Consider the following 22768-nt stretch of genomic DNA (forward strand, 5'->3'; position numbering starts at 1 on the left):
CACCAGGGGTGGGCCAGGACGAGAACGAATCCTCTGTTCGCTCTCAGTCGACAAGTCGTCCACCCTGTACTCGAAGCGTGCTGCCCATCCAGCGGCGGAGACTCTCCGTCTCATCTGGGAGCCTCTTTCTCCCGTAACAACCAGTCCCACCCGTGGTGTCGGCCCCCCCATCCCCGACGCGCCTCCTTGCGTGTACGCTGCCGCTCAGCAAGTCCACCGGGAGGTCATCATTCATGGACCCGATGTTTCTCAAGGACGTCGAGGCTCACCAAGGCGTCGGCCACTATGCGTCGATGATCCAGAGGTGCCGCGAGGCAGGTAAGCCCTTCCCTCGCATCTGGCACCTGTTCGCATTCAAGCCCAAGGTCACCACTGCGCTGTCCGCCCTCTCCGAGGGGATCATGCGCGGCCCCTCACCCCTGCCCTCTGGCATGCGCGAACTGATTGCCGCGTTCACCTCTCGCGGCAATCACTGTTTGTTTTGAATGCACTCTCACGCCGCGGTCGCGGCGAAACTGCTGAATGACGACAAGAAGGTCCAGGCTGTCCTGGAGAATCACCTCACCGCCCCCATCTCCGAGGCTGAAAAGGCCCTCTTCTCCTTCATCGACAAGGTCAACCTGGCTAGCGCGAAGATCCGCCAGGAGGACGTGGACGCATTGAAGGCCGTCGGCTGGTCCGACGAGGCCATCTACGACGCCATCAACGTCTGTGCGCTCTTCAACTTCTACAACCGCTGGATCGATGCCAACGGTGTGGGCCACCACTCGGCCGAGCTCTATGCCTTCACCGGCGTCAGGCTGGCCCAGAGCGGCTATGCCGACCCAGGCCACACGCCGGAGAAGACAGGCTGAGCATCACTCCGCTCAGGGATCCGGATCCGGCAACTCGCCCGCAGGCAGCTCCGGATCCGGCTTCTGCGGGGGTGGAGGTTGCTGGTTCTCCCGCCCCGTGCGGTTCGTGCTGTCCGGCGCCGTCATCTCCGCTCCCTCCGGCAGCGGCGCTCCACCCCGGCGATCCTTGGGCGTCAGATCCTTCGCGAACTGCTCCGCCACCCCGTCCAGCAGCGAGGTGATCCCCTGCCGGAACAGATCCGGATCCTTGCCCACCCGAAACGGGTCCAGGTGCGGCGCCCCGATCTCGATCTGGTCCGCCGAAAACGGGCGGCGCCACAGCTCGCTCCGGTTGTCCAGCCGGAACATGCGCCCATAGCCCTTCAGGTATGCACCCGCATGCCCCTTCTCACTGCGCATGCCGTAGTCCTGGATCACGAACTCCACCACCACATCCACTCCCAGCGGCACCAGCAGATCGTAATCCGGTGCGTTCGCAGGCACCTCCTCCACCAGGAAGCTCTCCAGCGCCGAGGCAACCCTTGCCGGATCCACGACGTTCGTCCACGGCCGCTCGCGCGGCAACTGGTTGATCGTGTTGACGCGCAGGCGCTCGGAGATCTCGAAGCGCGTCACCGCCTTGCTCAGCTTCGCCTGCAGCCGGCGATCCGCCTCCTTCGGCTCGAGCTTCTTCAGCTTCTCTCCGTACGCATCATCCTCTCGGAACACCAGGGCCTTGGGCCCCGCTCCATCCTCGATCCGCGAGATGAACGCCGGCTGCGTCACGCGGTCCAGCTCCGCGCCGGCCAGCCGTGTCGTGGCACACCCCGAAAGAAACGCCAGCAGGACTAGGAACTTGCATCGCGCCATACCGCACACATACCTCAAGGCACGCCACCCGGCCCACTCTCGTCGGCTGGGGATGTGATCCGTTCGACCGCTGCTGGTACCCTGGGGCTGTGAGCCCTCCCTCCTCGCCCCCTCCCCCCATGCGCAAGAAGCGGCTCGGCGAGATCCTCATGGACGCCGGCCTCCTCACCGAGACCCAGCTGCGCTCGGCCCTGGCCGAACAGCGCAAGTGGGGCGGCAAGCTGGGCCACACGCTGGTGCAGATGGGCTTCGTGGATGAGAGCTCCATGGTCCACGCCCTCTCACGCCAACTGCACATCCCCGCCGTGGAGCTGGATTCGCTGACTCCGCCCGAGCACGTGCTCAAGCTCTTCCGCGTGGATCTGGCCGAGCGCTACACCGTCTTCCCCATCGCCGCGGACACCACCCACAAGACGCTCACCCTGGCCAGCGCGGATCCCTCCAATGTGGATGCTCTCCAGGAGCTGACCTTCCACACCGATCAGAAGATCCAGGTCGTGGTCAGCAGCGCGTCCGCCATCGAGCGGGCCATCCGCAAGCACTACTACGGTGGCATCAGCAACCACACTGCCGGAATGGAGAACTTCGGCATCCGGGAGCCCGTCTACGATCTCGCGCCGCCGCCTCCTCAGCGGATGACGTCCGCGCGAGAGGCCGACCTGCAACAGCGCATCGAGGCGCTCACCCAGCAGGTGGCCGATCTGCAGCAGATGGTCGCCAACCAGGCCCGCTCCCTGAGTGCACTCATCGAGGTGCTGGACACCCGAGGCGCCGTCTCTCGCGAGGAATACTTCGCCGTGCTGAGGGGTGCTCCCAGGAGCTAGGGGGAAACCCTCCATTGTGGATGGCGAGACGGAGTCTCTATGCTTCCAGCATCGGAGGATGCCCGCATGGGACAGACCCTCACCTCGTCGCCGATGGGAACGGGGGACACGGAAATGTGGGAGCACCTCTCGCGGCTGATTGTCGAGGCGCGAGGAGGCGCACTGCTGCTCCGCCGTGGCCTGGTCGCGGCTCTCAACGAACGCATCCAGAGACTTCCCTCCGAGCTGGGGTCCGATGCAAGCGCGTCCCTGCTGAACCGACTGCTGAACGAAGGCTGCTTGGAGGGACTGCAGGACGACACCGGACAGATCTCCACGCACGTGGCCGCGCGAACCCTGATGGGCCTGGGCTTCCCTCATGCCCTGCACGTGACGCCGGAGCAGTTGGAGGCATTGCACCAACAGAAGCTCCGCCCCACACGGCTGTCAGTCCCCACGGTGCCGATCGGACTGACGCTGTTCGCCACCCTCCTCGTTCATGTGAGCCTCCTCGCCTCGGGCGTGGATTCGCGCTCCAGTCACACCATGGCGGGACTCCTCGCGGAGATGCTTGGCTGGTTGGTGGTGGGCTCTCCAAGCGGCGGTTTTGATTGCCTGGTGGGTTTTTCTCTACCTCCGCCTCCGCCGCCCGCGGTGGATCGATATGCGGGTTACATGCTGTGGAGCCTCCTGGTTTTCTTCCTCGCGAGGGGAGTGGGACGTTTCTCATCCGTGCGCCCAGTTGGGGTGATTGTCTTGACCTCGCTGTCGACGATGGGGCTCATCATAGGGCTCGCCGAGAGCACGGGAGGCACTGGCTGGAGCTCGCTCGTGGCCGCTGGGGGCCTCGCGATCGTCACGGTGCTTCTCTCGAGAAAGGCCCAACCTCTCTTCTCCGATGAGGAGCAATAAAGGAGACGGCCCGCTAGACGAGCAGCTCGTCCGCGGTCAGCTCGATGACCTGGCTGCCCGTGAGCGCTTCGGTCCGGCGCAGCCGTTGCTCGGAGAGCTCCGAGACGAGCACGAGGATTTGTGGGTGCGTGAGGATGAGCGCGTCGAAGTCCTCGCGCGGCAACCGCAGCAGGGACGTGCGCCGGGTGGCCATCACCGTCGCCGTGGCCGGCGTCTTCGAGAGCAGGGAGATCTCCCCGAAGAGCTCTCCTTCCTTCATGCGAGAGAGCACCTGATCGCCCTTGCGGGCCTCCACCTCGCCCGAGAGCACCACGTAGAGCCCGTCCGTCCGATCACCCTCACGGACGATGATCTCGTTGCGCTTCACCTCGCGGGCCCGGAACTTCTCCACCAGCGCGCGCCGATCCTTGCGTCCGAACGGCTCGAAGAGCGCCGAGGTGCTCATGACGTTGGAGAGCATGCGCTCGCGGCAGAACTTCTTGAGCGCCCGCGCCACTTGCGGATGCTGCCGCGACAGCTCTGCTAGCACCGGAGCCGAGATCTCCAGGAGCTGCGTGTCCTCCGTCGCGCTCTCCACCGAGGCCATGCGCGGAGCACCGGACAGCAGGGCCATCTCACCGAAGAAGGCACCGATTCCCAGCGTCGCGAGCTCCTTGCGCTGAGTGCCCTCCTGCCGGAAGACACGGACGCTGCCTTCGCAGATGACGTAGAAGGAGTTGCTGTGGCTGCCCTGCTCGAAGACGCGCTCGCCCTGCGAGAAGCGGCGCAGCGGGCATCGCTCGAAGAGCTCGATGAAGGCGTCTTGGGGCAGATCCGAGAAGAGCGGGATGCTCGGCAGCGTGCCTGCCGCGGGTGCATCCGCCACCGCCTCGTCCGTGAGGCTGAGGATGCTCTCCTCCTCCCGGCGAGCAGCCTCGGGTGACTGTGCGGCGCGCTGCTTCACGCCGGAGATCGCCGCCTCTTCCACGGCCTGCAGCAGCGTGTCCGCTTCCGAAACCAGCTCCGTGAATTCCGACACCGAAGCGGGCGGCGCGCCAGGCGCTGCCACCGCCGAGCGTCCCGGAGCGGGCGTCACAGACATGTCCGGCATGCCCGGCTCGGACGCCCGGCGCGGCCGAAGCCCCGGAGGTGCTGAGCCCGAGGGGGCAGCGGCGATCGCAGCCACTGCACCTGCAAGGGGTACCGAGGGTGCGGCCACGGTCGGAGCCGCCGCACTGGGAGCCAGTATCGAGGGTGCGGGCGTTGCGGGCTCGCTCACGGCCGTGGGCCCGGGGAACAGCGGCTCGCTCAACGCAGCCCACGAGAGTTTCTTCGTCCCACGCCCCAGATCCACCTCGAGCGAGGTCTCATCCTGCGAAGCAGCTGGAGCCTGCTGGGTGGGCACAACTGCCGCGGGCCGGGAAACGGGAGCGGGCCGCGGAGGCTCCAGCGGTGCAACGGAGGGAGCCGCAGGAGGGCGCGGCGCGGAGCCACGAGGAGCAAGTCCCGGCGGAGTGGCACTGGCTGCGGGGGCTGCTGGCTCGGGCGCACGCGGTGCCGACACCTCAGGCACCACAGGTGTGGACGCCGCTGGGGCGGAAGACGGCGCCGGATCCGGCAAGGAGGGTCCAGGTACCGGAGCGGTGGAAACCGGTGGCGAGACATGGACGGGTTGGCGGACTTCCGGCTCCGGAGCAGGCGACGGCACCTGGGGAGCCAGAGGTGCAGCCTGAGCCTCGACCGGTGCAGCCGGAACCGCACTCTCCGGCTCGGAAGCGGGCGCGACCGCTACTCCCTGAACGACGGCGAGTTCCTCGTCGGGAGGCTCCTCTTCTATCTGGGTGGGTCTCTCGGGAGGAGACTCCGGGATCTCCAGCGGCGCATGGAGCGGAATCTCCATGTGCTCGGGGATGGTGCTCCCCCGCTCCGCAGCCTCCGCAGCCGGAGGAGGCGGAACAAGCACCGCTCGTGCCTGAACGGGCGCGGGAGCAGCAGCGGGCTCATCCTCCTCGGGCAGCTCGAGCGGTGCCGCGGACGGCCCCATCGAGACGCCCATGTTCTCGGTAAAGCTGGGAAGCTCCACACGGCGCGCGGGCGTGGATGAACGCTGAGGCCCCCCTTGGTCTCCGGCGCTCTTGCGCGCATACAGATCCGCCAGCATCTGCTGCACGCCCTTGTGGGCGGGATCCAGCTCGAGGATCAGCTTGCTGGCGGCGATGGCTCGCGGCAGGAAACCCTCGCGAGCGAAGCCCGTGGCGGCGAACTGGTAGGCCGAGATGGCGCGGTCCTTCTGGCCGGCCTTGGCCCACGCGTCCCCCATGCGCAGGCGGGCCTGGTAATCCTTCGGCTCCGCCTTGCAGTACTCCTCGTAGATTTCTGCGGCTTTGGAGAAGCGGCCCTTGGCAAAGGCCTCGGTGGCCTTGTCCCTGAGCTTGCGCAACTCCATATCAGTGGGCCCCCTCCGCGACGGTGCCGGTCTTTGACAGAGCCGCGCTCACCGCTTCTCGGACACGCCGATAATAGTCGCTCTTGAGCGCGTCCAGGGCTTCCGCCTGCGCATTCGTGCCGATTTTCTTCAGCGCTGTCACGGCGGCGACACGGACCTCCGGCAGATCGTGGTACAGGTCGCGAGCCACCGCCTCGGCAGCCTTGGTGTCGCCGATCTCCCCGAGCGCCAGCAGCACCTCCCGCCGAGCCACGCTCGCAGGGTCCTCCAGGGCCTTGAGGAGCGTATCCACCGCGTCCTTGGCCTTGAGCCGGCCCAGGATGCTGGCGGCCAGCACTGCCTCCGCCCCACCGTCGTGCACCACCGCCTGCAGCGCCTGCGAGGCTGAGGCCGGAGCGCCGAACTGATCCAGCGCGTCGAGCAGCACCAGCTTCTCGCTGGAGAACTGCGGCAGCAGCGACACGAGCGCGTTCTGGCCCGCCTCGCCCTGCTCCGCCAGCGCCTGGGCCAGTGCCTTCTGCAGATCCCGCTCGGCCTCGAACATGCCGCCCTTGGCCGCCTCGACGCCCTCGGGCCCCAGCCGCGCCAGCCCCACCAGGCCCGCGGTGCGCAGCGTCACGCTGGAATCCCCCGCATAGCCCTTGAGCAGCTCGAAGGCTCCCGGCGCCTTCACCGCCCCCAGCGCGCGCAGCACCGCGGCGAGCGGCTCGAGGCTCAACGGCTCCACATCATCGTAAAGCTCCGAGGGCACGCGCGGCTGGACGACCACCCGGCCCGCCTCGCGAGCGCGCTGGGCGTTGAGGGCCCGAACGCGATCGAGGAGCTGGCTCTGCTTCGCTGACCGGTCATCCCCCGGCAGGCCATGCTCATTGCTCGGAGCCGGAGTGGGCGCCGAGGGATCGAACCCGGCGCCATAGGTCAGCGGCAGCGCCGTGGTGACCCAGTCCTGGCGCGGGCCTTCAATTGCCTTGAGTTCCTGCTCGTAGAGCTTCTGCAGCGCCGGAGCCGCGGAGGGATCCCCGATGGCCGCCACGGCCTGCACCGCCAGCATGCGCTGCGCTGTGTCCGCCGACGTGAGCAGGGGCAGAACCTTGGGCAGCGCCGCCTTCGCCGCCGGCCCGAGCCCGATGACCGCCTGCAGGCCGCTCTCGATACCGGACGAACGGGAGAGCCGCTCGTTGATCGCATCCAGCGAGCACCCGCCCCGCGAGCGCATGTCCTGGGCCGCGGAGATCGCCTCTCTGCGAGCCCCTTCCAGGGCAACGGCGCACAGCGCCGCATCGGTCTCTGGCGAGCGAGGCAGCGCGGCGATGGCATCCGTGGCCAGCCCGCTCACGGCGCTCTTCTCCACGGCCACGGCCTGGAGACGCGGAACCGCGATCGGATCCTGCAGCTTGCGCAGCGCCGCGATGGAGGCCTCGCGCAGCTCGGGGAAGCTCTCATCCAGCAGCGGTGCGATCGCGGGTACCGCGCGCCGATCGCCCGCATCGCCCAGGCCTCGAACCGCGGCGGCGGCCATGACGACCTGGCTGTCACGCACGAGCGGCATGAGCCGGTTGATGGCTTCGGGGCGCCCGCTCTTGCCGAGCTCCTCGGCGGCCCCGACGCGCTCGGGGAGCGTGCCCTCGTTGAGCGCGAGCAGGTTGCGCTCCCAGATGGCCTTGGACTCGGCGGCCACGACTTCGGCCATGGCGCCGGGCACGTTGGCGGACTTGAGCGCCTGGACGATGACCTGGCGCGTCTTCCGGCCCCGGCGACCGTACTGAAGGGTGAGGTACGCCTTGGCCTTGTCGTTCTTCACCTTGGCGAGCGCCATGGCGGCACGGCCCTGGACATCCTCATCCGAGTCCTCAAGCAGCTCGCCCAGCAGATCCACCACGCGGGGATCCTGGCTCTCGCCAAGGGCGGCAGCGGCCTCGCCTCGGACGATGGAGGCCATGTCCTTGGCGGCGCGGGTGAAGATGACCAGATCGTCGGTATTGCCCAACTTCGCGAGCGACTTCACCGCCAGGGCGCGGACCTCGGGCCGAGGGCTCTGGAGGTCCGCGAGGAGCTGATCGCGATTGCCCTGGCACCCGGCCAGCAGCAGCAGGGACAGGACGACGGCAAAGGGGCGTACGCCGGTTCTCATCGCGCTCCGAGAAGGAAAACGGTGGATGGGCGATCGCTTATATCAGCCCCGTTGGAAAGAACTCAGCGTCACCGGGGTCGGCGGGGACCACCAGGCTTGCGAGGGCCTCGGCTTCCGCCCGGTCCCGGGCGATGAGAGTCCCAGGAAGCCCCCGGCTCGCGCTTCTTCTGCTTGCGCCAATCCGTGAAGCCTCCGCCGCTCTCTCCGCTGCTCTCCGAACGAGCGCCTCGGCGCTCCGGCCGTGCGCCACCACCCAACCCACCCGAGCGGGGTGTCCGGCCGAAAGCGCCAGTTCCCTTCGAGCGCGGCCCTGGAGCGGCCCCCTCACCGCGGGGGCTCCAGCTCTTCCGGGCGGGGCGCTCTCCAGCTTCGCCCCGAGGCTTCCACTCGCGACGCTCGGGACGGCTCGCGCCCTCCCCACGAGGCGCCCACTCCTTGCGAGCAGGGCGGCCAGCCGACTCCCCGCGAGGCTTCCATTCCTTGCGGGCCGGACGATCGCCCTCATCGCGAGGCTTCCACTCGCGACGCTCGGGGCGCCCTGCTCCCTCCCCCCGAGGCTTCCACTCGCGACGCTCGGAGCGCTCTGCTCCCTCACCGCGAGGCTTCCACTCGCGACGCTCGGGGCGCCCTGCTCCCTCTCCCCGGGGCTTCCACTCCCGGCGCTGAGGACGCTCACCCTCTTCACCCCGAGGTTTCCACTCCTTGCGAGCAGGGCGCTCACCCTCGGCTCCCCGAGGCTTCCATTCCTTGCGAGCAGGGCGCTCACCCTCGGCTCCCCGAGGCTTCCACTCTCGGCGCTGAGGACGCTCGCCCTCCTCTCCGCGAGGCTTCCACTCCTTGCGAGCAGGGCGCTCACCCTCGGCGCGGGGCTTCCACTCCCGGCGCTCGGGACGACCCGCACCCTCGCCACGAGGCTTCCACTCGCGCCGACCGCCACCCTCCTCTCCTCGGGACTTCCACTCGCGACGCGCAGGACGCTCAGCACCCTCGCCACGGGGCTTCCACTCCTTGCGCTGGGGACGCTCGCCTTCCTCTCCGCGGCCACCCGCGCGCGAACGCCCGAAGCGGGCCAGCCCCGTACCTCCTTCGGTCCGAGCCTTCCCCGCGGACGCACGCGCGGGCCGAGAAGCCGGACCCGGCCGATCGGCCTCCGCCGTCTCCTGCGCCCGGGGCAACTTCACCACCACGGGCTCGCGCTTCTCGACCTCCGGCTCGAAATCATCACCGCCATCATCCGCCTCCGTGAACCCTGGAGCGGAGCGCCCATGCCTCCGGGGAGGAAGGCCAATGGCCCCCTCGGGCGGCGCCGTCCGAGCCTCGGCCACATCCTGCAGCAGCCGCACCTCGGAGTTGGTCAGCGGCCGCAGTTCACCCGGCCGCAGCCCGCCCACCGCCACGCCCGCATACGCAGGCCGGTACAGGCGCACCACCGGATGCCCCACCGCCGCGCACAGGCGCTTGATCAGGTGAGGCCGGCCTTCGGCGACGACGATCTTCAGCCATGTGTTGCGCTCAGCCTGCTCGAATACCTCCACGGACAGCGGCGTGGCCATGCCGTCCTCGAGCCGCACGCCTCCGCGCAGCTTCTCCAGCGTGGCCGAGTCCGGCCCGCCCTTCACCTTGGCCAGATACGTACGAGGCACCTGGAAGCTGGGGTGCGTGAGCTTGTGCGCCAGCGCTCCATCGTCCGTGAAGAGCAGTGCGCCCTCGGCGTCGTAGTCCAGGCGGCCCACGGGGAACAGCCGCTTGCCGGCGTCCTCCACGTAGCTGGCCACCGTGGGGCGGCCCTGCGGATCCGACAGCGTCGTCACGACGCCCGCCGGCTTGTACAGCAGGTAATACGAGGTGTTCTCCGGCGGAGTCACCAGCTTCCCGTCCACCATCACCAGGTCCGTCCCGGGCTCCACCCGGCTGCCCAGCTCGGTCACCGTCTCGTTGTTCACCTTCACCCGACCCGCGGTGATGAGCTCCTCGGCGTGCCGGCGCGAAGCCACTCCCGCGCGGGCCAGGTACTTCTGAAGTCGTTCAGCAGCCATGAATCACTACTTTCGTGCCCGTCACTCGGGCTTGGGTCCCGCGGTGCCGCCTTCAGGCGGTTGCGGGGTCGTGTTCGTCAACAGGCCGGAGGCGGCCTTCTGACTCTTGTCGGCGGCCGAGATGGCCTCCTCCAATTCCTCCAGCGCGGCCTCCGAGGCGGCAGCGCTCTTGTCCAATCGCTTCTGGAAGCCCGGATCCGCCAAGGCCTCCACCGTTCCCTCGACCTTGGGAGCCGCCGAGGTCTCCTTCTCTACAATGTCCTGGTGCTCCTGCGTCAGCTCGTGGAACTCACGCAGCGTGGGCAGGGCGGACAGATCCTTGAGCGCGAAGAACTCCAGGAACTCGCGCGTGGTGCCATAAAGGATGGGGCGCCCCACCTCCTCCTTCTTGCCCAGGATCTTCACCAGCTTGCGATCCATCAACGCCTTGATGACGGCGCCGCAGTCCACGCCGCGGATCTCCTCCACCTCGGGCCGGGTCACCGGCTGGCGGTAGGCGATGATGGCCAGCGTCTCCACCGCGGCCCGCGTGAGCCGCTGCGGCTTCACCCGCAGGTAGCGCCGCACGTACTCCGCCGAGTGAGGATCCGTGCGGAACTGCCACCCGCCCGCCACCTCGTGCAGCACGATGCCATTCACGCCATCCCGGTGGAGCCCCGAGATCTGATCGAGCGCCTTGGCGATCAGCTCGCGATCGATACCCGTGGACTCGAAGAGCTGGTCCACCGTGAGCGCCTTGTCGGCCACGAAGAGCACGCTCTGAAGCACCGTGCGGATGCGATCCTCCGAGAGCTTCTTGCTCTTGGCGACGAGCTTCTCGAAGGACGTCTCCAGATCCGGCCCGGAGTCCTCCTCGATGGCGACGGCCTCCACCTCGTCCAGATCGCTGTCGTCGCCCGGGCCTGTCACCGCGGCGATCTCGTCCTCGGAGAAGGGTCCTGGGCCTCCAGGCGTCCCGGGAGGCGGGGCCTCGGTCGTCTCGTCGGTCGGGTTCCTACCGGTAGTCACTGTCGTCCACCTCCGTGGGGACCAGCTGCTCCAGCGCGTCGCCGTTGGGCATCAGGAGGATCTCCTTCAACGGCTCCTCCTGGAAGACGCGGATGAGGCGGCGCTTCACCATCTCCAAGATGGCCAGGAACGTAATGACGATCTCCTGCCGCGTGCTGCCCTCCGGGAACAGGCTCGTGAACGTCACCTGCTCCTGACCCTTGACGCGCTCAACCACGCGCAGGGTGGCCTCCGAGAGAGTCAGGCGCTCGCGCACCACCTCATGCTGCGGCTTGGGTGCCAGGCGCTCGAGCACCCGGTCCAGCGCTTCAATCAGCTTGAGGACCGAGAACTCCTGCAGCCCCACCTCTTCCTCGGGGATGGGCACGGCCTCGACGGGCACGTTGCGCGTGAACACGTCGCGCCCGAGCAGATCCTGTTTCGCCAACTGCTCCGCCGAGTCCTTGTACTTCTGGTACTCCAGCAGCCGCCGCACCAGTTCCGCGCGTGGATCTCCCTGCTCCTCCACGACGCCGGTATCGGTGGTCTCCACCGTGGCGGCGTCCTGGCGCGGCAGCAGCATGCGGCTCTTGAGGTGAGCCAGCGTGGACGCCATGACGAGGAACTCGCCGGCGATGTCCAGGTTCAGCTCCCGCATCTTCTCGAGGTACTCGAGGTACTTCTCGACGATGAGCGCCAGCGGGATGTCGAAGATGTCGACGCGGTGCTCCCGGATCAGGTGGAGCAGCAGATCGAGCGGGCCCTCGAAATTGGGCAGAACAATACGGAAGGCGTCCCCTGGCGAGCGGGGCGCCTCGGCATCGCTGGAGCCCTCCTCGGGCGGCGTGCGGCTGGCCTCGGTCACCGGACGTCCTTCAGGCACTTCACAGGCCTACCCCCTTAGCAGCGCCCTCCTGGAGGGTCAAACATTCGCCGGGTCTGCCGCACCCCACGCCGAAGGGCTCACGCACCTGTTTGCTCGCGATTTTCACCCGCACTCGCAGAGCACCCGTCCCCGTACCGCCAGAGCCCTCCAGCGACGGACAAGCTGTCTACAGAACACTTTTCGTGCTGGTTCAGGCATGCATTCCCAGCAAGCCACTCATACCCGGGCGGCTGAGACTTCTCAAATTCTGGAACATTGTGACAGCCCAGCAAATGCCAAGTGAAATCAACGACTTGAGCATTTGTTAAAGCGTTATTAGCCTTTTGAGCAAGCGAGCAGGCCCCTCGCCGCCAGGAGACACGCATGGAGCACTTCAAGGGGAGCCTTACCCATTACTCGATGGAGGTGGTGATCCCCGCTCTGCTGTCTCGCAAGGCCGTAGGGACTCTGCGCCTCGAGCGGGGCTCGGCGATCCGCTACTTCTTCTTCCAGGAAGGCTTCCTCGTGGGCGAGGGCTCCAACACGCCCAGCGAGCATCTGTCTCAGATGCTCGTGGATCTGGGCATCCTGGACGCGCCCCGAGCAGCGCTGGCGTACGAGGCGGCGGAGCTGGCGAACATGCCGTATGGCGCCTATCTGGTGCGGCAGCAGTTCGTGGAGATGCAGCGGATGTTGGAGGTGCTCGAGCACAAGGCTCGCGAGGCCTTCTTTGATTGCTACAACTGGGACTCGGGCGAGGTGGAGTTCACGTTGCAATTGCCGTCGCTGGTGCACGCGGTGGAGCTGAAGCTGCCGCTGACGAGCCTGCATCGGGACGCGGTGGCGCGAAAGCGCGAATGGAAGATGTTTCGAGACATCTTCCCGGCCATGGACACCACCTTCCGCGTCTTCCGTGAGCACGCGGTGGGGCACTTCTCCGAGGAGGAGTCCGTGCTGATGAAACGCTCGGAGGGCGGGGCCATGCTGGCCGAGCTGCTGGCGGCGGGAAAGGAGTCGCGGATCTTCGTGGCGCGGCGGCTGCTCCACCTGTACCGGCGCGGGGTGCTGGCGCCGCAGCGGGGGCGGGAGCCCACCATGGGCGAGTCGCTGCAGGAGGCCGAGCTGCTGGAGGCCGCCCGGAACTTCTTGGAGGCGGGCAAGTACGAGCACGCGATCGCGGTGGTGGAGCAGGTGCTCGAGAAGGGGCCGGTGCCGGAGGCGCACGCGCTGTACCGGGAGGCGGAAGTCAAACTGACGCTGGCGCTGTGCGACGAGCTGTTCTCGATGGACGGGCGGCTCATCTTCGAGCCCCTGCCCCGCCCCATCCCCTCGTCGCTCACGGCGGATGATCTGTACCTGTACTCGAAGCTGCGCGGCTCGACGACGATCCGGCAGGCGCTGCGCACGGCGGCCATGGGAGAGGCGGCGGCGGCCCGCTCGGTGCACCGGCTGCTGGCCACGGGGGTGATCCGCATCGGCCCGACGCAGGGAGATCAGGAGCCGATGCGAAAGACGGATCCCTACGGCTTCCTTCCCCAGATGGAGGAGATCCTAGCGGCGCGTCGCCGTCAGCCGTAGAGCTTCTTCAGCTCGACACCGTCCCGGAGTTCGTGGACGGTGGAATAGGTGTGCGCGAGATCGAGCTCCACGTACACCTTGTCCTTGTCCAGGAGGGCGAAGCTGGTGGAGACGCAGAGCTGCTCGTCCCCGACCCGCTCATAGCCCTCGCGCACCACGTCATGGCCGTAGATGGCGATGCTGCCCCCCAGCGCCGAGAGGAAGGCGCGGGCCTGCTCGGCGGAGGCCATGCGACTCCAGAGCGTGGCTCCGAGCACGGGGACGTGGAAGAACTCGTCGATGCCCATATAGGCATAGCCTTCCAGCTTGATGTTCTCCAGGTCCTTGGGCCCCGAGAGGCGCGCGGCGGGCGCGGCGTGCAGCAGCACGGCCCCGTTGGGCGCCACCGCGATGACCGGGAGCTGGTTGACGAGGGTGCGCAGGGCCGCGGTGGGTCCGGGCCCCATGCGCTCCTCGAGCACCTGGGCTTCGTCCATGTGGAACTTGGCCGTGCGAGGCCCGCCCACGTGAGCGTGCTCGTGGTTGCCGAGCAGGCAGTGCACCCGCCCGGGGTAGCGGTCACGTGCCTCGAGGAACTGCCGCACCACCTCCGGGGACTCGTCCTTGTAGGGCGTGCCCAAGTAGTCCGGCCACTGTCGCTCCGTCTCCTCGTCCGGGCCGTGGATCAGGTCCCCGGTGAACACGAGGACGTTGTCCGAGGGGGACTCCTCGAAGAGCTCCAGCATGCGCCGGAAGTCCCGGAGGTTTCCCTGGATGTCGGTGGCGACCAGGAGCCGGCCGGAGGCTGGGAGGCGCAGGAGGCGAGAAGTCACGCCCACCAGCGTAGATGGAGCTGAGACTTCTTCAAATCTCCTGCCCGCGGAGCAGTGACTCGGGAACATCGACATGGCGAGAACGCAACCATTCGCCCAGGGCCTTTCCCTGCGGATCGAAGCGCGTGGACGACGAGACCCCCTCTCCGAGCAACCCGTCGATGACGAAGTTCAGCCCCCGGAGCTGGGGGAAGAGGTGCCGCTCGATGGGGAAGGCGGCAGCCTCGGGGAGCAGTTCGCGGAGCTTGTCCGGCGTGAGGGCATGCGCGAGCCATCTCCAGGCCTCATCCGTCCGGGCCCAGACACCGATATTGGCCGTGCCCCCCTTGTCGCCGCTCCGCGCGGCGACGATGCGGCCCAGGGGCACGCGGCGCACCGGGCCCGAGGGCAGCGGCTCGGGAAGCGAGGGCGACTCCACGGGTCCGAGGGCGAGCGTCTTCCCAGGCGGAGGGATGACGGAGCGCGTCCCATCTGGGAGGACGGCGACGTGCTCCACCTTGGCCGCGTCGACATAGGCCGGGGTGTAGACACCGTAGGGAGCGCTGTCGGCAGGGGGCGCCGTCATGGTGAAGCCGGGATAGCTCCCCAGGGCCAGCTCCACCGCCGCTCCGCTGAAGGCGCGTCCAATCACCTTTGCGTCGGAGTCCTTCACCACCACCCGCAGGAACGCCGCCGCCTGCTCCTCCGTGGGCGAGTCCTCGCGGTCCGTCCGGACGAGCGTCCAGTGCATCTCCTTGGGCTTGCGGACCAGCGCCGCCTCGAGTTGCTCACGGGTCAGACGGGCCTTCTCCTCGATATCGAGCCCGACGAGGACGAACGTCGCCTCATTGCGGTACCCGCCCAGGTGGTTGAGGCAGACCTTGACCGTGGGCGGAGGTGGCTCGCCGCGAACGCCCGTGATGCGAACGCGGTCTTTGCCCTCGGAGGACAGGGAGACGGTATCGAAGCGGGCCGTTGCATCGGGCCCTGCGTACCTGGCCCCGGTGATCTCGTAGACGAGCTGCGCGGTCACCGTGTCCACCGTCACCGCTCCGCCTGTGCCCGGGTGCTTGGTGATGACGGAGCTGCCATCCTCATGAATCTCCGCGAGCGGGAAGCCGGGACGGCGAGCGTCCAGCTCGGTGAAGAAGGAGTAGTTGCCTCCCGTGGCCTGGGCGCCGCACTCCAGCACGTGGCCGGCGGCCATCGCCCCAGCGATCCGGTCCCAGTCATCCGTCTTCCAACCAAAGTGCGCGGCCGCCGGGCCCACGACGAGCGAGGCATCCGTCACGCGCCCGGTGACGACGATGTCCGCTCCCGCGCGCAGGCACGCGGCAATCCCCCACGCCCCCAGGTACGCATTCGCCGTGATGGGAGAGCCCAGGCCCAGGGCGTCGGCATTGCCGGAGAGATCGTCTCCCTCCACGTGCGCCACCTGGGCCTTCACGCCCAACCGCTCCGCGAGCTGGCGGAGCGCCGTGGCGAGCCCCACGGGGTTCAGTCCACCCGCGTTGGTGACGATACGGACCTTCTTCTCGATGGCGAGCGCCAGACACTGCTCCATCTGGCGGAGGAAGGTCTTCGCGTAGCCGAGATCGGGATCCTTCATCCGATCGCGGCCGAGAATCAGCATCGTCAATTCGGCGAGGTAGTCACCGGTGAGGACATCGAGCTGCCCGCCTTCGAGCATCTCGCGGACGGCCGAGAAGCGGTCTCCATAGAAGCCCGAGGCATTGCCGACACGCAGGGGGGACGTGGCCATGTGTTCTCCGCTCAGCTACGGCACTTCACATGGCCCTGCTATCTACACCAGCCTCCTCACGGAGGCGCCGCATTTCCGGGAGGCTGTGACAAAGCGCTCCCCTGCCCCCGAGCCTGGGCTGGGGAAGCCCCCTTCGTCTGTTGAACCATGATCACGGAGGTGTGGCCCTTGGCCTCCACCACCCGGACGGACCAGGCCTGGGCGTCCCGCTTCCACGTGGCCTCCTCCGAGCCCGGCAGCGGGTCGTCCTGCTGGAAACCAGCCTGTCGCATGCCCTCGCCATACAGCTTCACCACCTGGGCCCGAGGCCCGTCGCACAGGAGCGTGATGACGCGCGTGACAATCTGTCCGTCCCGGGAGCCCGTGCTGGAGGACTGCTTGCAACCGGAAGGGACAAGGGGCGGCGCCGGGTCCGCGACCCGGTCCGGAGACTGCCCCATGGGGGCCAGGGCCAGCATCACGAACGAGCCCTTGCCGTCCGGCTGAGCCCACACGAGCTTCTGGATCATCCGGTCCGGATCGATGCCGACGATGACCCACTCGGGCTCGCTGTCGGCGATGGGCAGCTTGCCCGGCACGAGGTTCTGAGCCTTGAAGGCCTTGACGTAGAACGGGATGACGGTGCCCGGCGGATCCTGCGTCCGGAAGGACACCGCCTGCATCCCATATCGGCCGTAGAAGAGTTCGTCCCCCACGGGCATCCAGGACTCGGCGCCCGGGTAGAAAGGGAACTCCGGACGCAGCGCCTCGAGCGCCTCCTGGGCGCGCACGGGCTGAGCCACCACGAGCAGCAGCAAGGCCAGGGTCAGGCGCATCAGTTCGTTACCCAGCAGGGCATGCCCAGGTAGCACCCCGAGCGTGGCCCGGACACGTAGGGGTTGTTGGGCGTGGTGTAGATGTTGTCCGACCCGTTGGACGTGGGGATGCTGCGCCGCTGGTCTGCTCCCTGGAAGTAGAGCACCGGCTTCGGATGGGGCAGGCTGGTCCGCAATCCCGCCTCCGCGAAGCCGATGCCCTGCGAGTCCGCGGGGGCTGTCTCGGCATTGTCCAGTTCGGCCGCGGCCAGGTACATGCGCTCCACTACGTTGAAGTACTCGGCATTCTGGGCGCCCGTCATCATGTGCGGCCGGCCGTCTCCCACGGCCCAGTCGTCCACCAACACCACGAAGCCGTTGGAAATGGTGCACCGGCCCTGCTCGTTGGCCACGCCCACCGCGCACAGCCGCAGCTCCAGCGGACCCCCACCTCCCGAGGTCCGGAAGTCCGCTGGGTCGAAGACCGCCTTCTTCTCGCCCAGCAGTTGGTACTGCGTCTGGGACAGGGGCGTGGTGCGCACGGTGATGCCCGCTTGGCCCTTGATGCCGTAATCCCGGCGCAGCAGGCCCGCCGCATCCATCTCCGCCCGGGGGCCCTTGGGAGCCCCAGCCGGAAACACCGGATCCAGGTGAGGCTGGAAGGTGCTCGTCATGTCATAGGTGTAGAACTCGACCCGAGCACGCGCTCCCATCGTCGGGCGCGACACCGGCCCGTCTCCTCCCACCCCATCATCGCCGCGAACTCCCGGGCGCTGCGGCTGCTCCGGATCGGGCGTGGTGGCGAGATCCAACGTGGGAGACAGCACAGCGAACGTACCCACGCCCTGCACGGGAGAGAACGGGTTGAGCCGACGGTAGCGCCGCTCGGTATGGTCCCGGACGTCGTCGGCCACCTGCACCACGCGGTTCACGTAGGCATCCGCATTGGACGCGCTGTTGCTCTGCGAGTTGGCGTAGCGGTGCACGCGCAGGCCCGTGCTGTCCCACACCTCGTGGATGGCCACCTGCTGGATGCGCAGGCCCAGCAGCAGTGCATCCGAGAGGTAGAGCCCATAGAGCAACACGGGGATGAGCACCACCAGCGCGGCGGCGAACTCCGTGGTGGCGGCGCCACGGTGGCGCGCGAAGCGAGGGGTTCGCATCCGAGACTCCATCACAGCGCGGGAGGAACTTCCGAGGCGATCGCCTGGGTGGCGGGATAGCCGCTGTCGGCCAGGATCTGCTGCGCCGTGGGCCACTCCGACTGATTGCCACCGGTGGTGAACAGCTCCAGCTTCGCCCGCCAGAAGGGGTTCATGAAGTTGGGGCGCTCGGCCCAGCTCTGCGCGCCGTTGGGCGAGTTGAGCGGAGGCCGGTGGTAGTACGTGAGGCCTCTCGCCAGCGCTCCCATCACCCCCACTCGCTTCTTGTCGAAGACCTGGTGGTCCCGCCCCCGGCGGCCGCCGCTGGTGATGCCCAGATCGTACTCACGGCCCGCCCCCGAGACCCCGAAGCGGAAGCGCCCGCGCAGCTGCCATGGCATGCGGTCCTCGTTCCCGCTGGCCTCGGTGCCGATGCCTTGCGGCTGGGCCTCCATCAGCACCCAGGTGGATGGCTGGTTCTGCAATTGCTGCTGGATCAGGTCGCCCGGGTTGAAGTGCGCCACGGACGGATAGATGGAGATGGGGAACGCGTCTCGCGGGTTGACCTCCGGGCGGTGCTTCACGAAGGTGCCTGGCAGGGAGTCGTTGCTGGCCGTGTGCACCTGGTGCAGTGGATTCTGGAAGGAGAGCGGCGAGGAGATCCGCATGGCGCTCTGGGCCGTGCGCGTGCGCGACTTGTTGCACAGCGCTGTCACTCCCTTCGCCGTCACGTCGATGTCCGTATAGGCCCCGATGGCGCCGCTGAACTGTGTACGGGGGTTGGTGCCATCGAAGGCATTGCCGTTGCGGCGCACCTGGTTGCGGATGGAGTTGTTGCCAGAGATCCCCGCATTGGCCTGGATGGATTGGGCCTCACCGCGCACGTCGGTGATGTTCGTGCTCTGGAACAGCAGCGCGGCCGCCACCGCCCCATTCACCTGGTGATCGTCGAGATGGGGCATGTTGTAGCGGAACATGAGCTGGAACTCGCTGCCGAGCCGGAAGTCCTGGCGTGCGCCCCAGTCATACCGAGCCCCGTTGGCGGCGCTGGAGATGTCGTTGATCCCCTGCCGCATCCAGTCCGCCCCGAAGGAGCCGTTGTCCGGGTGCACCTGCACCACCGGTAGGCCCAGGGGATAGGTGACGCGGGTGAGGGCCTTCCAGGTGGCAGCGCTGGGCGCCTCTTCCTCGGAGGGCCACACGTGAGCGCTCAGCCGATTGCCATAGGGGGAGTTGTCGCTCCCGTCCTCCAGGTCATCCAGCTTGTGGCGCACGGAGTTGGCCACCATCTGGTTCTTGATGACCTTCTCCAGGCTCTGCCAGGCCACGCTCTGCGCGTCCGCGAGCGACATCGCGGCGTTGTAGTGATGCCGGGCCGCCAGATCCATGCCCCACCACTCGTGCTCGGAGAGCTGCAGCGCGGCGTGCAGGATCGGGTGGAACATCTGCCGCCAGCGCGCTCGGTCGCTGCGCACGTGGCCCGCCACCTGCCGCATCAAGCAGCACGTGGGGTTGAAGAGGTTGCACGTGGAGGCGTCGCGCACGTCTCCCCAGGCCAGTTCGGACTGGCGCAGCGTGTCGTCCACCGCGGTGACGTAGCTCAGCTCGCTGTAGAGCAGCATCGTCCCCGCGAAGTGCGCCGCCATGGCCCGGTTGGTGATGGCGAAGAAGTTGAAGGTGCGCGCCTCGGTCAGCGCCGTGGAATAGGCCGCGGCGTCGGCAGCGGCCTGAACCTCTATCTTCAACCGCACGCCCTGGTAGACGTTGATGATGCCCATGAGCGCCAGCGCGAGCACCATCCCCGTGGCGGCCATCATCACGAGCGTCTGTCCCCGCCGTGCGGAGCGCTTCAGAAGAAGGTGAATCGACATGCGTCACCCTGGAAGCTCTGAGGCTGGAGGTTGGACATGAGCCGCATGGACCAGGTGGTCCGGATGGGCAGCAGGAAGGCCGGCGAGTCGCTGCGGGCCGCGGTGATGATGTCATTGAGCTGCTCGCGTTGAGGACCCTGGGCGGATTTTGGGTCCTCGCGCCAGGCCATCATCAGATCCACGCCGGGGCCGTAGGTGGTGGCCTGCCACGCCTGGTGGATGAGGCGGTTCACGAACGGCACCCGCAGCTCATACCAATACGTGAGCTGGAGCGTGACGTGGTACACGCCGCCGGTGCCCTCCACCAGGGAGTCAAACTGGTAGTTCGGATCGAACAGCCCTGGAGGAAGGTCCGGCCGCAGCACCTGCAATTCGAGGATGGAGGGGTTGCCTCCGGGAGGGGGCCGGTTCGTCGCCGCCCAGTGCTCCTGGTAGCGATTGCCTCGGACCCCGCTCCATACCCGCTTCACGCCCTCGGGCGTATCCGTCCTCCCCAGCGTGGGCATGAGAGCCTGGAGCGCCGCGTTCGTCATCCGCTGGCAATCTCCCCGACCAATGGCTCCCGCGCGCGTGGCTCGGAAGGCGGCGTACTCCGCCGTGAAGCGGGCCTCGTAGGCCTGGAACATCTGCAGGATGCCCAGCACGGTGAACACCATCATCGGCATCACCAGTGCTGTCTCCACCAGGACCTGGCCCCGTGCCCGCCGGGCCCTGCGATGCCTGGCCACGCGGCTCATCAGCGCTTGGAACCGAGGGTGGGAGTGATGTCCATCCGCTCCCCGCCCGCGGACGTGTACCCACTGACGTGGAACGTCTTCGCCTCATTGACGGGCTGCTGCTTGGCATCCCTGCCGTAGAGCTGCGTGAAGTTCTTGCCCGTCATCGGCTGGCTCTTGCCCTTGCGATCCTTCACCTCCACGCGCTCCCAGGTCATGCCGGAGAGCGAGGCGGCCGTGGCCTCCACCTGCTTGGCCTGTGTGCTCTCCACTCCGACGCGCTTCTTCACGCCGTTCTCGGTCTGCACGGTGAACTGATCGATGGAGGCCACGCGCTTCAGGGAAACCGACGCCTCGTTGCGGCCCAGGACGTTGGATGTGAAGGGGTACTTCTTGGCCGCCTGCCCCTCTCGCTGCACCGAGAAGGTGACGTTGTCCTTGGTGCTTCCCGGGGTGCGCTCCACGCTCATGTGGACCTTCTCCCCCGCGTAGAAGTAGCGGCTCTGCTCCGTGCGCTGATCGAGCTGCAGGTACTCATTCTTCTTCTGGAGCTTGCCCGTCTTCGCGTCGACCGTCGGCTTGCCCTTGGCGTCCAGCAGCGGCTCGTCCACCCGAGCGAAGGGTGTGAAGGCGAAGTGCGGCACCATCTTCTTGGCGTCGCCCTTGAACTCTTCGCCTTTCTGGTTGCGCAGGACGTTGTCCTTGCCCAGCGAGTAGAGCTGCTCGTTCGTGGGCGGCTTGCCGCTGTTCTGCACCTCGGGGGACACGAAGGTGGGGAACCCGTTCTTGTCGAAGCGCCGCGTCCACTGCAGCCCGATGTCCGCCTCGGCCTCCACCTTGGTCTTGTCGATCTTCGTCGACGCGTGCGAGCCCAGGTACACGCTGGGCTTGTCCAGCGGTCCGGTTTGCGCGAGCTCCCCGTTGTCGAACATGCGGTTCGGATCCGCCTGGAACCGCGGGAGGGTGACGGTGGCGGAGATGGACTGGTTCTGGTCGCTCGAGCCGCTCACCACCTTGCGGTAGTAGGCCCCTGGCACGTCCTCGCCCTGGCGGAAGCCGGGACTCGTGAGGGTTTTCGCCTGCGGCTCGAAGGCATCCGCCACCTTCGACAGGATGCTCTGGAGCACGGAGGCCTCGATATGGGCCGGGCTCTGAGCGACGGTCTGCTTCTGCGTGGACTGGGAGAGAGACGGCGTGAGGGTGCTGCCGGTTCTTTGAATGTTCATGGAGTGCTCCTTCTTGAAAAAAAGGAAGCACCCCCGGGAATTGTTTTGCATTTCCGCGATCTGATTCGCCGGACTTCCTGAACTTACGCGGACTTGGCTAACGTACCTGTTGGCCCATGTGGCCTCGACCCCATGCCTACCTCTCCCTCCGAGTTGGTGCAGGCCTTCGTCGCGGGTGCGGCACGCCCGTGCCCACCTGAAGAGTTGGAAGCGCTGGGAGGGCTGCTGGTGGAGAGCCTCTCACGGTGCCAGCAAGCGTGGCCCGAGGTGAATCTGGCACCCGAGGTTTTTGCCTCGCACCTGGGCAAGTGTCTCCCGCCAGGCGAGGCCCCTGTGCCGGGGCTGCGTGCCCTTCTCTGCGAGGACCTCTACCTGGCCCTGGCGGCGTTGCAGGAGGATCGCAGCGCACTAGCAGCGCTGGAGCGCACCGTGTTCGCCCCGGTGGAGCGAGCGGTGCAGCGCGTGGATGCGGCGGAAGCCTTCGTGGACGAGGTGATGCAGCTCACGCGCCTGCGGCTCCTGGTGGGCGAGACGCGCCACGGGCCGCGTCTGGGCGACTATGCCGGCAAAGGGCCGCTGAGGCGCTGGACGGAGGCGGTCGCGGTGGGCGTGGCGGTGTCGCTCAAGCGCCGGCCTGATCGCACCACGCCCCTTGATGACGCAATGATCGAGTCCGAGTTGGGGACCACCGACGCGGAGCTGTCGCTGCTGCGGCAGCGCTACCGGCCTGCCTTCCGGGCCGCCTTCGCCGAGGCGCTCTCTGGCCTCTCCGCGCGCGAGCGCAACCTGCTGAGGTTGAGCCTGGCTCAGGGGTTGGGGGTCGAGGCACTGGGGGCACTCCACCAGGTGCATGCCTCCACCGTATCGCGCTGGCTGGCACATGCCCGGAGCAAGCTGCTCGAGGGGACGCGCGGTGGGCTCGCACGAAGGCTGGCGTTGGATCCCTCGCAGGTGGACAGCATCATCCGGGTGCTGGATGGGCACCTCGAGCTGAGCTTCTCCGCCCTGTTGAAGCAGGAGGACTGA

The 22768-nt window shown here is 67.7% G+C and carries 19 protein-coding genes; 6 read left to right on the plus strand and 13 right to left on the minus strand.

Annotation, left to right across the window (positions count from 1 at the left end; genetic code table 11):
• Positions 1-233: 233 nt before the first annotated feature.
• Together KY501_RS12970 and KY501_RS12975 are read left to right on the plus strand one after the other, a co-directional pair.
• Entirely contained in the window at positions 234-485 is a 252-nt protein-coding gene (locus tag KY501_RS12970; RefSeq protein WP_224363217.1) for a carboxymuconolactone decarboxylase family protein, read from the plus strand.
• On the plus strand, positions 486-854 hold the full coding sequence (locus KY501_RS12975; protein ID WP_224363218.1) for a carboxymuconolactone decarboxylase family protein: 369 nt from the start codon (positions 486-488) through the stop codon (positions 852-854).
• A 12-nt stretch (positions 855-866) separates the two neighbouring features.
• On the opposite strand, the gene KY501_RS12980 is transcribed toward KY501_RS12975, so the two are convergent.
• Positions 867-1703 (minus strand): hypothetical protein, encoded by an 837-nt coding sequence (locus tag KY501_RS12980; protein ID WP_224363219.1) that lies wholly within the window; start codon positions 1701-1703, stop codon positions 867-869.
• Between the two features lie 119 nt (positions 1704-1822).
• Between KY501_RS12980 and KY501_RS12985 the strand changes: the two genes are divergently transcribed.
• A complete protein-coding gene (locus KY501_RS12985; RefSeq protein ID WP_507236554.1) occupies positions 1823-2527 on the plus strand; it encodes a cyclic di-GMP-binding domain-containing protein, MshE-related in 705 nt (234 codons plus the stop codon).
• A 66-nt stretch (positions 2528-2593) separates the two neighbouring features.
• Positions 2594-3418 carry a hypothetical protein gene (locus tag KY501_RS12990; protein ID WP_224363221.1) on the plus strand — a complete coding sequence of 275 codons (825 nt, stop codon included), beginning with the start codon at positions 2594-2596 and terminating at the stop codon, positions 3416-3418.
• 13 nt (positions 3419-3431) lie between these two features.
• Here KY501_RS12990 and KY501_RS12995 read toward each other — a convergent pair whose 3' ends face one another.
• The 5 genes from KY501_RS12995 to KY501_RS13015 form a co-directional block, all read right to left on the minus strand.
• Positions 3432-5843, minus strand: coding sequence for a cyclic nucleotide-binding domain-containing protein (locus KY501_RS12995; protein ID WP_224363222.1), 2412 nt, complete (start codon positions 5841-5843; stop codon positions 3432-3434).
• Position 5844: 1 nt separating this feature from the next.
• Entirely contained in the window at positions 5845-7974 is a 2130-nt protein-coding gene (locus KY501_RS54270; RefSeq protein ID WP_224363223.1) for a HEAT repeat domain-containing protein, read from the minus strand.
• A gap of 68 nt (positions 7975-8042) precedes the next feature.
• Complete coding sequence (locus KY501_RS13005) at positions 8043-10010, minus strand: pseudouridine synthase (protein ID WP_224363224.1); 1968 nt, start codon at positions 10008-10010, stop codon at positions 8043-8045.
• Between the two features lie 21 nt (positions 10011-10031).
• Entirely contained in the window at positions 10032-11018 is a 987-nt protein-coding gene (gene scpB / locus KY501_RS13010; protein WP_224363225.1) for an SMC-Scp complex subunit ScpB, read from the minus strand.
• Entirely contained in the window at positions 11005-11862 is an 858-nt protein-coding gene (locus KY501_RS13015; RefSeq protein WP_224363399.1) for a segregation and condensation protein A, read from the minus strand. The genes scpB and KY501_RS13015 overlap by 14 nt, the downstream gene beginning before the upstream one ends.
• Positions 11863-12246: 384 nt before the next feature.
• Here KY501_RS13015 and KY501_RS13020 point away from each other — a divergent pair, with 384 nt between their 5' ends.
• Entirely contained in the window at positions 12247-13440 is a 1194-nt protein-coding gene (locus KY501_RS13020; RefSeq protein WP_224363226.1) for a DUF4388 domain-containing protein, read from the plus strand.
• On the opposite strand, the gene KY501_RS13025 is transcribed toward KY501_RS13020, so the two are convergent.
• The 7 genes from KY501_RS13025 to KY501_RS13055 are packed head-to-tail and all read right to left on the minus strand — an operon-like array spanning position 13431 to position 21742.
• Entirely contained in the window at positions 13431-14252 is an 822-nt protein-coding gene (locus KY501_RS13025; protein WP_224363227.1) for a metallophosphoesterase, read from the minus strand. The two genes, KY501_RS13020 and KY501_RS13025, sit on opposite strands and share 10 nt — an antisense overlap.
• 31 nt (positions 14253-14283) lie before the next feature.
• Positions 14284-15993 carry an acyclic terpene utilization AtuA family protein gene (locus KY501_RS13030; RefSeq protein ID WP_224363228.1) on the minus strand — a complete coding sequence of 570 codons (1710 nt, stop codon included), beginning with the start codon at positions 15991-15993 and terminating at the stop codon, positions 14284-14286.
• A 56-nt stretch (positions 15994-16049) separates the two neighbouring features.
• Entirely contained in the window at positions 16050-16808 is a 759-nt protein-coding gene (locus KY501_RS13035) for a hypothetical protein (protein ID WP_224363229.1), read from the minus strand.
• Positions 16808-17950, minus strand: a complete 1143-nt coding sequence (locus KY501_RS13040) for a hypothetical protein (protein ID WP_224363230.1) — start codon at positions 17948-17950, stop codon at positions 16808-16810. Before KY501_RS13040 ends, KY501_RS13035 begins: the two co-directional genes overlap by 1 nt.
• A gap of 11 nt (positions 17951-17961) precedes the next feature.
• Positions 17962-19800 carry a hypothetical protein gene (locus KY501_RS13045; RefSeq protein WP_224363231.1) on the minus strand — a complete coding sequence of 613 codons (1839 nt, stop codon included), beginning with the start codon at positions 19798-19800 and terminating at the stop codon, positions 17962-17964.
• Positions 19779-20528 carry a TadE/TadG family type IV pilus assembly protein gene (locus KY501_RS13050; protein WP_224363232.1) on the minus strand — a complete coding sequence of 250 codons (750 nt, stop codon included), beginning with the start codon at positions 20526-20528 and terminating at the stop codon, positions 19779-19781. Before KY501_RS13050 ends, KY501_RS13045 begins: the two co-directional genes overlap by 22 nt.
• A gap of 8 nt (positions 20529-20536) precedes the next feature.
• Complete coding sequence (locus KY501_RS13055) at positions 20537-21742, minus strand: hypothetical protein (protein ID WP_224363233.1); 1206 nt, start codon at positions 21740-21742, stop codon at positions 20537-20539.
• A 132-nt stretch (positions 21743-21874) separates the two neighbouring features.
• On the opposite strand from KY501_RS13055, the gene KY501_RS13060 reads away from it, so the two are divergent.
• Positions 21875-22768, plus strand: a complete 894-nt coding sequence (locus KY501_RS13060; RefSeq protein ID WP_224363234.1) for a sigma-70 family RNA polymerase sigma factor — start codon at positions 21875-21877, stop codon at positions 22766-22768.

The sequence above is a fragment of the Hyalangium versicolor genome, assembly GCF_020103695.1.
In the GTDB taxonomy this organism is placed as follows: Bacteria; Myxococcota; Myxococcia; order Myxococcales; family Myxococcaceae; genus Hyalangium; species Hyalangium versicolor.